This window comes from Roseicyclus mahoneyensis, from assembly GCF_003148775.1.
In the GTDB taxonomy this organism is placed as follows: Bacteria; Pseudomonadota; Alphaproteobacteria; order Rhodobacterales; family Rhodobacteraceae; genus Roseicyclus; species Roseicyclus mahoneyensis.
On record NZ_QGGW01000008.1, the window covers coordinates 33,143 to 45,567 of the forward strand.

General features: G+C 66.4%; 12 protein-coding genes and 1 riboswitch. Of the genes, 7 read left to right on the plus strand and 5 right to left on the minus strand.

All coding sequences use genetic code 11. From position 1 onward, the window contains the following. Positions 1 to 19 precede the first annotated feature (19 nt). Positions 20 to 571: a 2OG-Fe(II) oxygenase gene (locus C7455_RS15050; RefSeq protein WP_109669830.1), complete on the plus strand. Its 552-nt coding sequence runs from the start codon at positions 20 to 22 to the stop codon at positions 569 to 571. A gap of 122 nt (positions 572 to 693) precedes the next feature. Then, positions 694 to 1,284: an NAD(P)H:quinone oxidoreductase gene (gene wrbA / locus C7455_RS15055; protein WP_109669612.1), complete on the plus strand. Its 591-nt coding sequence runs from the start codon at positions 694 to 696 to the stop codon at positions 1,282 to 1,284. 69 nt (positions 1,285 to 1,353) lie between these two features. Here the strand turns inward: wrbA and C7455_RS15060 are convergent, their stop codons facing one another. Then, positions 1,354 to 2,277, minus strand: coding sequence for an MBL fold metallo-hydrolase (locus C7455_RS15060; protein WP_109669614.1), 924 nt, complete (start codon positions 2,275 to 2,277; stop codon positions 1,354 to 1,356). Between the two features lie 126 nt (positions 2,278 to 2,403). Then, entirely contained in the window at positions 2,404 to 2,820 is a 417-nt protein-coding gene (locus C7455_RS15065; RefSeq protein ID WP_109669615.1) for a metallopeptidase family protein, read from the minus strand. 66 nt (positions 2,821 to 2,886) lie between these two features. Here C7455_RS15065 and gltX point away from each other — a divergent pair, with 66 nt between their 5' ends. Beyond that, on the plus strand, positions 2,887 to 4,212 hold the full coding sequence (gene gltX / locus C7455_RS15070) for a glutamate--tRNA ligase (protein WP_109669617.1): 1,326 nt from the start codon (positions 2,887 to 2,889) through the stop codon (positions 4,210 to 4,212). A 181-nt stretch (positions 4,213 to 4,393) separates the two neighbouring features. Here the strand turns inward: gltX and C7455_RS15075 are convergent, their stop codons facing one another. After that, positions 4,394 to 4,948: a gamma-glutamylcyclotransferase family protein gene (locus C7455_RS15075; RefSeq protein ID WP_109669831.1), complete on the minus strand. Its 555-nt coding sequence runs from the start codon at positions 4,946 to 4,948 to the stop codon at positions 4,394 to 4,396. Positions 4,949 to 5,022: 74 nt separating this feature from the next. Next, positions 5,023 to 5,115, plus strand: a riboswitch (glycine riboswitch). Between the two features lie 143 nt (positions 5,116 to 5,258). Between C7455_RS15075 and gcvT the strand changes: the two genes are divergently transcribed. The 3 genes from gcvT (at position 5,259) to gcvP (ending at position 9,713) form a co-directional block, all read left to right on the plus strand. Beyond that, positions 5,259 to 6,374 (plus strand): glycine cleavage system aminomethyltransferase GcvT, encoded by a 1,116-nt coding sequence (gene gcvT, locus C7455_RS15080; protein ID WP_109669619.1) that lies wholly within the window; start codon positions 5,259 to 5,261, stop codon positions 6,372 to 6,374. A gap of 14 nt (positions 6,375 to 6,388) precedes the next feature. Beyond that, the gene (gene gcvH, locus C7455_RS15085; protein ID WP_109669621.1) at positions 6,389 to 6,751 is read left to right on the plus strand and encodes a glycine cleavage system protein GcvH; all 363 of its coding nucleotides are present in this window, start codon (positions 6,389 to 6,391) and stop codon (positions 6,749 to 6,751) included. A 124-nt stretch (positions 6,752 to 6,875) separates the two neighbouring features. Further along, positions 6,876 to 9,713, plus strand: a complete 2,838-nt coding sequence (gcvP, locus tag C7455_RS15090) for an aminomethyl-transferring glycine dehydrogenase (RefSeq protein ID WP_109669622.1) — start codon at positions 6,876 to 6,878, stop codon at positions 9,711 to 9,713. A 579-nt stretch (positions 9,714 to 10,292) separates the two neighbouring features. Here gcvP and C7455_RS15095 read toward each other — a convergent pair. Beyond that, complete coding sequence (locus C7455_RS15095; protein WP_109669624.1) at positions 10,293 to 10,841, minus strand: DUF4329 domain-containing protein; 549 nt, start codon at positions 10,839 to 10,841, stop codon at positions 10,293 to 10,295. Between the two features lie 167 nt (positions 10,842 to 11,008). On the opposite strand from C7455_RS15095, the gene C7455_RS20180 reads away from it, so the two are divergent. Next, positions 11,009 to 11,176 carry a hypothetical protein gene (locus tag C7455_RS20180; protein WP_170119100.1) on the plus strand — a complete coding sequence of 56 codons (168 nt, stop codon included), beginning with the start codon at positions 11,009 to 11,011 and terminating at the stop codon, positions 11,174 to 11,176. 19 nt (positions 11,177 to 11,195) lie between these two features. Here C7455_RS20180 and C7455_RS15100 read toward each other — a convergent pair whose 3' ends face one another. Continuing rightward, the gene (locus C7455_RS15100) at positions 11,196 to 12,380 is read right to left on the minus strand and encodes a geranylgeranyl reductase family protein (protein WP_109669626.1); all 1,185 of its coding nucleotides are present in this window, start codon (positions 12,378 to 12,380) and stop codon (positions 11,196 to 11,198) included. Between the last annotated feature and the right edge of the window lie 45 nt (positions 12,381 to 12,425).

The window sequence follows — 12,425 nt, forward strand, 5'->3', positions numbered from 1 at the left end:
CCTTCTGGAGAGCCTCATAATGATCGCCGTCCATTCCGTGCGCGACGCCTTTTCGGGTGCAGATTGCGCGCGCCTGCTCGACCTGATCGAGGATGCCCCCGCCCGCGATGCCGGGCTGGTGCGACAGGCCCGCGACCACAACCTGCGCCGCGCCGATCTCGTCTGGCTCGACGAGGTCGAGGGGACCGGGTGGGTGATGGACCGCATGATCGACCTCGTGCGCAGCGCCAACCGCGATGTGTTCGACTTCGACATCACCGATTTCGCCGAAAGCCCGCAGGTCGCCCGCTATGGCGCGGAACGCGAGGGGCATTTCGGCTGGCATTCCGACGTGGGCGAGGGCAGGCTGGCCGAACGGCGCAAGCTGACCATCGTGGTGCAGCTGTCCGACCCCGACACCTACAGCGGCGGCGATCTGGAGGTGATGCCGGGCGCGAACAGTCTGACTGCCGAGCGTGCGCGCGGCGCCGCCACCCTCTTTCCCGCCTTCGTGCTCCACCGCGTCACGCCCGTGACGGCGGGCCAGCGGCATTCGCTCACCGTCTGGTGCCACGGCGCGCCGTTTCGCTGAGCGCAATCGCATAGGCCTGTGCGCCGCCGAACAGCGCGCTTGCGCCCGCGCGGAGTTGAGACCGCTGCACCGCAGCGACATGTCTGTCCCACACCGCAACCCGCGAACAGGGAGACAGCATCATGTCCCAAGTCAAACTCGCCATCGTCTATTACTCGACCTACGGCACGAACCACCAGATGGCCGAAATCGCCGCCGCAGCCGCCCGCGCCGCAGGCGCCGAGGTGCGCGTTCTGCGTGTTGCCGAGACCGCGCCCGCCGATGTCGTCGCAGGTCAGGACGCCTGGGCCGCGCAGGCCGAGAAATCCGCCGACATTCCCGTTGCGACCCCTGCCGACATGGAATGGGCCAACGCCTATCTCTTCTCCGCCCCCACCCGCTTCGGCACCGTGGCCAGCCAACTGCGCGCCTTCATCGACACGCTGGGCGGCCAGTGGTTCTCGGGCGCGCTTGCCAACAAGGCCGTCAGCGCGATGACCTCGGCCCAGAATGTTCACGGCGGGATGGAAACGACGCTGATGGGGCTCTACACCACCTTCATGCACTGGGGCGCGATCATCGTGGCGCCGGGCTATACCGACCCGTCGATCTTTGCCGCTGGCGGCAACCCCTACGGCACCGTCGCCGTCGCGGGCAAGGTGACCGACGAGACCAAGGCCGCGATCGAGCATCAGGCCAAGCGTCTGGTCGAAGTGGCAGCCAAGCTCGCCTGAGCCATTCCCTGAAACGAAAAAGGGCCGCGCGATCCGCGCGGCCCTTTGTGTTTGCGGATCTCTCGCCCCTCAGCCCATGAGCTGGCCTGCCTCGGGCACCCAGCGGAATTCCGCGCCATCGCTGCCCGGCGCGACATAGCCCACGGCAGGGAAGGGCATGTGGTAGCCCACCGCCGGGATGCGGTCGGCCGCGATCATGCCCAGCACGTTGCGGCGGCTTTGCGCGGCCATGGCCTTGTCGGCGTCAAAGCGCACCTCCCAGTCGGGGCGCGCCAGCGACCAGACCGGGTGGTTGGCGAGGTCTGCAAAGATCACAAGGCCCGCACCATTGCTGTCCAGCCGATAGACCATATGCCCCGGCGAATGCCCGAAGGCTGCCATGCCGGTGATGCCGGACACCACATCGCCGCCATCGCCGATGAAGGTCATCTGGTCTGCCATCGGGCGCACATTGGCGTCGAAGCCTTCGTTGCCCTGAGCCGCCCAATGGTCGAATTCGACCTGCCCGGTGACGTAACGCGCATTGGCAAAGGTCGGTGCACCATCGGTCATCATGCCGCCGATATGGTCGCCATGCATGTGGGTCAGCACCACGATGTCGATCTGGTCGGGGCTGTAGCCCGCGCTTGCCAGCGCCTCGGTGGTTGCGGCGCCATTCAGGCCGGTGTCGAACAACACCAGCTCCGATCCCGTGTTCACCACCGTGGGCGTAAAAAAGAATTGCGACACGGTCGTCGACAGGAAATTCGTCTCGCTCACGGCGGCGAATTCCTCGGGCGAGACGTTCAGGCCGAAGATGCCCTGCGGCTCCTCGCGCGGTGTGGTCCCGGCGAGGATTGTCGTCACCTCGAAATCGCCGATCATGAAGCGGCGGTGGCGCGCGAAGCTTGCCCCCATCAGGGGCGCCTCGGCGCCGGCGGGCCCGGCAAACGCGCCGGCAAAGGGCAGGGCAGCACCCGAGGTCAGGATCATGCGGCGGCTGAGATTGGTCATTTTCTGTGCGCTCCCTTGGCTGGTGATGCACTAAGGATAGAGCCTCGGGCGGAAATTGTTCTCACGCCTGCGTGATCCGTCCGCGCCGCGGCGCAGGGCAGTTGTGCATCCGTGCCGAAGGCGCGCTCACTCCCACCACGGGTCGATGCGCGCGATGTCGTCATCCGACCAGCCGAAATGATGCGCCAGTTCATGCACCAGCACATGGGCCACCATCTCGCCGAGGCTCACGTTTCCCCGGTCGGCCCATTCATCGAGGATCGGGCGGCGGAACAGCCAGATCGTGTCGGGCCCCATCGGCTGATCCATCACCGATTTCTCGGTCAGCGGGATGCCGTCATAAAGGCCCGTCAACTCGAACGGATCCTCCATCTCGAGGTCAGAGAGCATGTCGGGGGCTGCGAAATCCTCTACCCGGATCAGCACCCGAAGTGCTGCGCCGCGGTATGGCTCCGGGATCGTCTCCAGCGCGGCCATGGCCAGCGCCTCGAAGGCGGCAAGATCGGGTGCGGTAAGGTCACTGAAGTCGGGTGTTTCGCTCATCCCCCCGATATGGACAATTCCGCCCCGATCTGAAAGACCACCCCGCACCTGACCAAAGGCCGTGCCATGACCGTCACCACCCGTTTCGCGCCCTCGCCCACCGGCTACATCCATGTGGGCAACCTGCGCACCGCGCTTTTCAATCATCTGATCGCGCGCAAGGCGGGGGGGCAGTTCGTGCTGCGCCTCGACGACACCGACGCCGAGCGGTCGAAGCAGGAATATGCCGACGCCATCCAGCGTGACCTCGAATGGCTGGGCCTGACGTGGGATCGGATCGAACGGCAGTCCGACCGTCTCGACCGTTATGCCGAGGCCGCCGATACCCTGCGCGAGAAAGGCCGCTTCTACGAGGCCTTCGAGACGCCCACCGAACTCGACCTCAAGCGCAAGAAGCAGCTGAACATGGGCCTGCCACCGGTTTATGACCGCGCGGCGCTGGCGCTGTCGGACGCCGACCGCACCCGCCTGCGGGCGGACCGGGGCGCGGGCGTCTGGCGCTTCTTGCTCGACCAGACCCGTATCGAGTGGACCGACGGCATCCTCGGGCCGCTCTCCATCGACGCGGCCTCCGTTTCCGACCCGGTGCTGATCCGCGCCGACGGTCAGGTGCTCTATACCCTCGCCTCGGTCGTAGACGACATCGACATGGGCATCACCCATGTCGTGCGCGGTTCGGACCATGTGACCAACACGGCGACGCAGATCCAGATCATGGCGGCGCTCGGCCACGGCCACCCGAGCTTTGCCCACCACTCGCTGCTGACCGGCGCGCAGGGCGAGGCGCTGTCCAAACGCCTCGGCGCGCTCTCCCTGCGCGACCTGCGCGCAGGTGGGGTGGAGCCGATGGCGCTCTTGTCGCTCATGGCGCGCCTCGGCTCCTCTCAACCGGTTGTGCTGGCGGGCTCTCTCGACGAGCTGGCCGAGGGGTTCGACCTGGCGCATTTCGGCTCTGCGCCCACCAAGTTCGACGAGGGCGACCTCTACCCGCTGACCGCCCGCATCCTGCACGAAACCCCCTTTGCCGAGATGGCCGCCGAGATCGCGGCGCTTGGCGTGCCCGAGGCCATCGCGCCTGATTTCTGGGAGGTGGCGCGCGCCAACATCACCACGCGGGCCGACCTGCCGGGCTGGTGGGCGGTGTTCCGCGATGGCGGTGTCCCGGTGGTCGAGGACGAGGATCGCGCCTTTGTCGCCGAGGCCTTCGGGATGTTGCCCGATCTGCCTTATGACGGCGAGACTTGGGGAAGCTGGACCAACGCGGTCAAGGAGGCGACGGGCCGCAAGGGCAAGGGTCTGTTCATGCCGCTGCGCAAGGCCGTGACGGGGCGCGCGTCTGGCCCGGAAATGGCCGATGTGATGCGGCTTTTGCAGAAAAAGCCGACGCTCTGACGGGAAAAGCCGACGCTCTGGCGGGACGGGCGGCAACGACCACCCAGCGGTGTGCAGGGCAGGGGATGGCGGCACCAAGGCGGCTGGCCGAGGGGCCATCCGCTGCCCGGGCGGCTTTGCGGCTGTGTTCCGGGTGGGACGCAGTCCGAGGTTGCGGGCCATGGTGGGCGGATTGCCCACCCTACATCCCCAGATCCCGCAGGCCCGCATCAACCATCGCGCGGTCCGGTGCGGTCGTGACCTGCGCGCGCGGGTATTGCGGCGCGGCACGGTCATCCAGCACCCCCACCTCCCAGCCGCGCGTCGTCTCGAAGAACCGCGCCACGCCGCCCGGTCCGAATTCGCGCAGGTAGCCCTGTACCACGACGTCGAGATAGCTGAGCAGGATCGGATGCGGCCCGGCGGTGGAGACGTGGTGCGCCTCCACCTTGTAGATCATGACCGAAAGACGCCCCGGCAGGTCATGCTCGACCATGGCGAGCGGATGGCGGGCATAGGCTGCCTCGCGCCGGTCGAGCGCGCGCCAGTCTCCGCCCGGCACGGCCGCGATCAGCCCCTCGATCTCCACCCCCGGTGCTTCGGTCGCGGACAGATAGGCCACTTGCCTGAGCGATGTCCCCCGCCAGACCCGCGCCCAGCCCCGAACCTTGGCCCGTGCTGCACGCGGATAGTCATGAGTCGCCCGGTTCACCAGGCTGCCGTAGCCGAAGAAAAAGGGGTCGCCTGCACGTTCCATGTCGGTTTTGATGACCAAAGCGCCGGGATTGCACAAGGCCCCTTGCGGCCTGCCCGAAGCCTGTTATTTTCCCGCCATCGACGCAGGGAGACGCTGGCCGGGAACGGTCAGGGCCGAAGGAGCAACCGCCCCGGTAAACTCTCAGGCAAAAGGACCTGCGCCGGTACGACAACTCTGGAGAGTGGTGCGCCAGACGCATCCGCCGACGGGATAACGATCTCAGGCGACAGGACAGAGGGGGCATCACCGTGGCGGCGCAAGCCGCGCAAACCGATGCCGGGCCATGCGCCCAAGACCGATACGGGGACCAATGGCCGATACTGCCACCGACAGCCTGACCGAGTTGCCCTTGGCCGGGCTGCACACCGAGTTGGGGGCGAAGTTCGTGCCCTTCGCGGGATGGAACATGCCCGTGCAATATTCCGCCGGCGTGATGACCGAGCATCTGTGGACCCGCGACAAGGCGGGTCTTTTCGATGTCAGCCACATGGCGCAGGTTCGCTTGCCCAAGGGAGCTCTGGAGGGGCTGGAGGGGCTGGTGCCCGCCGACCTTCTGGGTTTGCCCGAGGGGCGGCAGCGCTACGGGGTATTCACCAATGCGGCCGGCGGGGTGCTGGACGACCTGATGATCGCGCACCGCGCGGCCGACGTGTTCCTTGTTGTGAACGCGTCGCGCCGCGCCCATGGCCTCGCCCATCTGCGCGCGCATCTGCACGGCGTGGAGGAGGTGACGGACCGGGCGCTTCTGGCGCTACAGGGCCCGCTGGCCGAGGCGGCGCTGGCCGCTTTGGTGCCCGATGTGGCCGCGATGCGCTTCATGGATGTGGCGGTGGTGGATTGGCAGGGCGCGGATCTGTGGATCTCCCGCTCGGGTTATACCGGCGAAGACGGGTTCGAGATCTCCGTGCCGGCGGCGCAGGCCGAGGGTTTCGCCCGCGCGCTTCTGGCCGACGAACGCGTGGCACCTGTCGGGCTTGGCGCCCGCGACTCGCTCAGGCTCGAGGCCGGGTTGCCGCTCTACGGGCAGGAGATGGATGTGGGTATTTCCCCGGTCGAGGCAGGCCAGGCCTGGTCCATCGGCAAGGCGCGGCGTGCGGGCGGGGCGCGGGCGGGCGGCTTTCCCGGCGCCGATGTCATCCTCGACCAGATCGCCCATGGCGCGCCCAACCGCCGCGTGGGACTGAGCCCCGAGGGCCGCGCGCCGATGCGCGGCGAGGTCACGCTCTACGCCACGCCCGAGGGCGGAGACGCGGTGGGTCGCATCACGTCGGGCGGGTTCGGCCCGACGCTTGGCGCGCCCATCGCCATTGGCCTGATCACCGCTGACACGCCCGCCGATGCGACGCTATATGGCGACGTGCGCGGCAAGCGCCTGCCCGCCCGGCAGGTGCCGCTTCCTTTCGTTCCCCCTGGCTACAAACGCTGAGTGATGAGGCCCAGATGAAATATACCGAAGACCATGAATGGCTGAGCCTGGATGGCGATATCGTCACCGTAGGGATCACCGAATACGCCGCGACCCAACTGGGCGACGTGGTGTTCGTCGAGTTGCCCGAAATCGAGACGCAGGTCGCCAAAGGTGACGAGATCGTCGTGATCGAAAGCGTCAAGGCGGCCTCCGACATCGTCGCACCCATCGACGGCGAAATCGTCGAGGTGAACGATGCGCTGGTGGCGAACCCCGCACTGGTCAATGAGGACCCGACCGGTGACGCTTGGTTCTTTCGGATCAAGGTCGACGATCCGTCGCTTCTCGACGAGTTCATGGACGAGGACGAATACAAGGACCACATCGGGGAGTGACGGCAAGAGGGGGCTCTGCCCCCGCCACGGCCCTAAGGGGCCGCGTCTCCACCCGGAGTATTTTTGAAGCAAAGATGGAGCGGGTCAGGGTGTTGTGCCCGCCCGAATGCATAGGACGACCCCGATGCCCTGGACGCCCACCGCCTACGACCCGACCGATTTCGCCAACCGCCGCCACATCGGACCCTCGCCCGCCGAGATCGCGGCGATGCTGAAGGTGGTGGGGGCGGACAGCGTCGATGACCTGATCGACCAGACTTTGCCCTCCTCGATCCGGCAGAAGGAACCGCTCGACTGGGCACCGATGTCGGAGGCGGCGCTGTTGGACCACATGCGGGCGATCGCGGGCAAGAACAAGCCGATGGTCCAGATGATCGGGCAGGGCTACTGGGGCACCCACACGCCGCCCGCGATCCAGCGCAACGTGCTGGAGAACCCGGCCTGGTACACCGCCTATACCCCCTATCAGCCCGAGATCGCGCAAGGCCGGCTGGAGGCGCTCTTGAATTTCCAGACCATGGTGGCGGATCTGACCGGCCTTGATGTCGCCAATGCGTCGCTGCTCGATGAGGCGACTGCCTGCGCCGAGGCGATGGTGATGGCCGAGCGCGTGGCGAAGTCCAAGGCCAAGGGGTTCTTCATCGACGAGAATTGCCATCCGCAGAACATCGCGGTGATGCGCACGCGGGCTGAACCCTTGGGGATCGAGGTGATCGTGGGCGCGCCCGAGACGCTCGACCCCGCGGCGGTTTTCGGCGCCATTTTCCAGGTGCCGGGCACCTTCGGTGGGCTGGAAGACCCGACCGCCCAGATCGCGGCGCTGCATGCCGCGAAGGCAGTGGGGATCGTCGTGGGTGATCTGCTGGCGCTGACACTGATCAAGGACCCTGGCAGCATGGGCGCGGATATCGCCGTGGGCAGCGCGCAGCGTTTCGGCGTGCCGCTGGGCTATGGCGGGCCGCATGCTGCCTTCATGTCCTGCCGCGATGCGCACAAGCGGGCGATGCCCGGCCGTATCGTGGGCGTGTCGGTCGACGCCCATGGGCGCAAGGCCTACCGCCTGTCGCTCCAGACGCGCGAGCAGCATATCCGGCGCGAAAAGGCCACGTCGAACGTCTGCACCGCGCAGGCATTGCTGGCGGTGATGGCGAGTTTCTATGCGGTCTTCCACGGACCCGAGGGGTTACGCGCCATTGCGCAGGATGTGCATCTCAAGGCGGTGCGTCTGGCCGACAGCCTGCGCGCGGGTGGCTACGCGCCTGAGGCCAGCGCCTTCTTCGACACCGTGACCGTCCCTGTCGGTGACAGGCAAAGCCGCATCATGGCTGCCGCCGTTGCACGCGGCATCAACCTGCGCGACGTGGGCTCCGACCGCATCGGCATCTCGGTGGACGAGACCACGACCGAGGCGCATCTGGCGGCCGTCTGCGCTGCCTTCGACGTGGCGCTGGTCGCGCCCGCCACAGCGCCGGCCATCCCTGAGGCGTTGCTGCGCACGACCCCCTACCTGACCCATCCGATCTTTCACATGAACCGGGCCGAGTCGGAGATGATGCGCTACATGCGCCGCCTCAGCGACCGCGATCTGGCGCTTGACCGCGCCATGATCCCGCTTGGGTCGTGCACCATGAAGCTGAATGCCGCCGTCGAGATGATGCCGGTGACCTGGCCCGAGTTCAATTCCATCCACCCCTTCGCCCCCGCCGATCAGGCGCAGGGCTATGCCGAGATGCTCAAGGACCTGTCGGAGAAGCTGTGCGAGATCACCGGCTATGACGCCATGTCGATGCAGCCCAATTCCGGCGCGCAGGGCGAATATGCGGGCCTTCTGACCATCGCCGCCTATCACCGGGCGCGGGGTGAGGGGCACCGGCGTGTCTGCCTGATCCCGGTGTCAGCACATGGCACCAACCCCGCCTCCGCGCAGATGTGCGGGATGGAGGTCGTGGTGGTCAAGGCGGCCGAAAATGGCGATATCGATCTGGTCGATTTCCGCGCCAAGGCCGAGGCCGCGGGCGACAATCTTGCCGCCTGCATGATCACCTATCCCTCGACGCATGGTGTGTTCGAGCGCACGGTGCGCGAGGTGTCGGAGGTCACGCACCAATATGGCGGGCAGGTCTATCTTGATGGGGCAAACCTCAACGCCATGGTGGGCCTGTCGCGGCCCGGCGACATCGGGGCCGATGTCAGCCACCTGAACCTGCACAAGACGTTCTGCATTCCCCATGGCGGTGGCGGGCCCGGCATGGGCCCGATCGGGGTCAAGGCGCACCTGGCCCCCTTCCTGCCGGGCCATCCCGAGACCGGGGGCAGCACCGGGCCGGTTTCGGGCGCGCCCTATGGATCGGCCTCGATCTTGCCGATCTCCTACGCCTATGTCCGGCTGATGGGCGGCGAGGGGATCACGCGGGCGACCAAGGTGGCGATTCTCAACGCCAATTACATCGCCAAGCGGCTTGAGGGGGCGTTTCCGGTGCTTTTCACCGGCAAGTCGGGACGCGTCGCGCATGAATGCATTCTCGACACCCGCCCCTTTGCCGAGGCGGGCGTGACGGTGGATGACATCGCCAAGCGGCTGATGGATTGCGGGTTCCATGCGCCCACGATGAGCTGGCCCGTGGCGGGCACCTTGATGGTGGAGCCGACCGAGTCCGAGACCAAGGCCGAGATCGACCGGTTCTGCGACGCGATGCTCGCCATCCGCGCCGAGATCGCCGAGGTGGAGGCGGGCCACATGGCCATCGAGGCCAGCGCGCTGCGCCATGCGCCGCACACGATGGAGGATCTGATCCGCGACTGGGACCGCGCCTATAGCCGCGAACAAGGGTGTTTCCCGCCCGGCGCCTTTCGTGTCGACAAATACTGGCCGCCGGTCAACCGGGTGGACAATGTCGCGGGCGACCGCAACCTGATCTGCACCTGCCCGCCGCTGGAGAGTTATCAGGAGGCGGCGGAATAGGGGGCGGCCGGGACACGGCGAGGGCTTTGGTCTTTCCGTGGCGATGAACGCGCGAACGGTGCCACTTTAAGCAGGAAAGCTTGACCTGAAGCCCCTGATGGCCAAGCCTTCCCGTCAAAAATCCGGGTGTTGAGGACGTGTGCCTCGGTCCACAAGCGGGCATGCAGGGATTGGAACAAGTCCTCGAAGCGAAATCGACCTACCTGTTTGTCGCGGTCGCTGTGGTTGTGGCCGCGGCCGTCTACAGCCGGCATCGGGACAGGGTGCGGCGAAGATCGCTGAAAAGAGGCGAAGATGGTCTCTACACCTGGATCGATTGGCCTGGCGGCAGGCGGAGTTCTTTCACGGATCCGTCCAAGCCAGGCGGAAAATGGGACAGGGAGGGCGAGTGAGGCCATGGGTCTTGCTGACGTGACGTGTTGGCCGGGGTGAACCCAGCGGACGTCGGCCCATCGGCAACTCCCTCTGGCTTGTTCGAAAGGGGCGCAGTCAGACGCGTGTGCCTGACGCGCCCGACCCGAAAACCGCCAAGGCGTTCAAGCCAGATCCAACGGCTTGACCCGAGGTGTTCTTCCGCCCTTACCGTGTCCGTCCGAACCGCGCGTAGAGACTGTCGAGCGTGTAGGTTTCCCCCACCGGGCCGAAATCCTCGGCGCCGAACGCCTCGTCTACCGGCAGGCAGCCGCGTCCGCAGACCTGCCGCATGCTGCCTGTCTGGCCGTCCACGAACCACAATCGCCCGCCCGGCGTGCCAACCCAGCCGTTGACGCCCATGCGCATGTCTCCCTCTACGTCCTGGATCGAGGGCACTTCGCCATCATAGGCAGGGTCCCAGGCCGCGTGGGTGTGCCACGACGAGGCGACCTCCAAGCCGTCTTGTACGGGCAGCGACGCGCAAGATGCCTGCCCGCCCCAGCTGACTTTGGTCGAGGAATAGGCACCGTTCGAATGTCGCAGGACATAGCCGCAGACCTCGCGGTTGAACCGCACCGAGAGCGCGTTCATCGATTCCATCAAGCCCATGATGAAGGCGGTCTCCTGCGCGCTTTGCGCGGGGGCCTGAAGCGGCACGAGCGCCAGCAGTGCGGCGCAGAGCGTCGAGGTCATTTTGGCGGCTAGTCGCATCATCGGCACACTCCTGTCACGGCATACTCACGCGGGATTGTTCGAAAGATACAGAGAATTTCCGCTCATTCCAGCAAAACGGATGCACGGCACTGGACCGGGCCGCCAAGGCCATTATGTTGGCGTCAGGAAACGGTCGCGTCAGCCAAGGAGGCACCCGGATGTCCCGCATGGAATCCATTCTTATCGAAGCATCCACGCCCACGACGACAAACGCGGAGTTCGCAGCCGATCGTGATATCCAGCTGTGGCTCAAGATGGGCCGCGCGGCCTTTTTCTTCTGCCTCTGGTCGTCGATGGCGATCCCTGTCGCGCTGATCTACTACGCCCGGTTCTGACCGAAAGGATCGCGACGCATCATGTGTTCGGGCGCGTTCTTCGCTGCCTGTAATGCTGCCAGAGCTTGAGCGGCAGGCGTCGCGCCAAAAGCCCAAGGATCTGTCCGTATTCGCAGTCACCCGCCAGCATGGCGAGATAGGCGTGTCGCATCGTTCCTGATGCCCCGAACCCGCCGAGGAACATGGGTGCCAGACCCGACGAAAACACGATCGGACGCAGCATTCGCGCGGTCGCAAGGCTATGCCTGAGATCACGGGTCGCCATACGATAAACGGCCGCCGCATCGCCTTGACGCCCCTCGCGCAGAGCCAAGACCGCAGCCTCGGCCGCAAGCCGTCCGGATGTCAGGGCATGGCCGATCCCTTCTCCGGTGATCGGATCTACAAAGCCCGCGGCATCGCCCGCCAGCAGCACATTGCCCCGCCCCGGCCTGCGGCGATGATCGCCAAACGGCAGGAAATGCCCCTTCATGCCATCGGCATCGCCCTGTTGCAGTAAAGCGGCGTAGTCATGCAGCCGCGCCTTCATATCGGGGTTGAGCCGGTGGAGCCCGCCGACCCCCACGGTGGTCGAGGCCCGTTTCGGAAAGCTCCAGCCATACCCCCATTCGGCGGCCCCGAAATCGACCCGGACGGTACGCAGGACGTCCGCGTCGGTCTGGGGCGGCATCTCCTTTTCCAGCGCGAAGCCGATTTTTTTCGGATCGAAGGGGCGACCGAAGAGCGTGCGGGCAACGGCGGACGTGACGCCATCGGCCCCGATCAGCACGCGGTAGGCCAGCGTCGTGCCATCCTCCAGCACCACCCGCTCCGCCGCCAGATCAATGTCAGCGACACGGCAGCCCGTGCGCAACTCTGCCCCGGCCTGAGCGGCCAATGACAGCAGATGCGCGTCGAGGCTGCGGCGCATGGTCAGATACATGGGCGGAACATCCTCCATCCGGCTCAGGGTGCGGTCACCCAGATGGAAGGATATCGCGCGGCGTTCCTCGAATAGCCCGGGGTCCGGGGTGCACCCGAAAATCCTGACGTATTCGCCGCGCGCGCGGCCCGTGAACAGGCCCCCGCACAGCTTGTCGCGGGGAAAGCGTGCCTTGTCGATGACGACGACCCGCAGCCCCAGACGCGCGGCCGTGGTCGCAGCAGCAGATCCGGCGGGGCCGCCGCCAAGGATCACGACATCATGGGACGCGGGCACAGGCATGCACGCAGCATAGGCGGCTTTGGCGCCGGGAAAAGGGGCGGACTG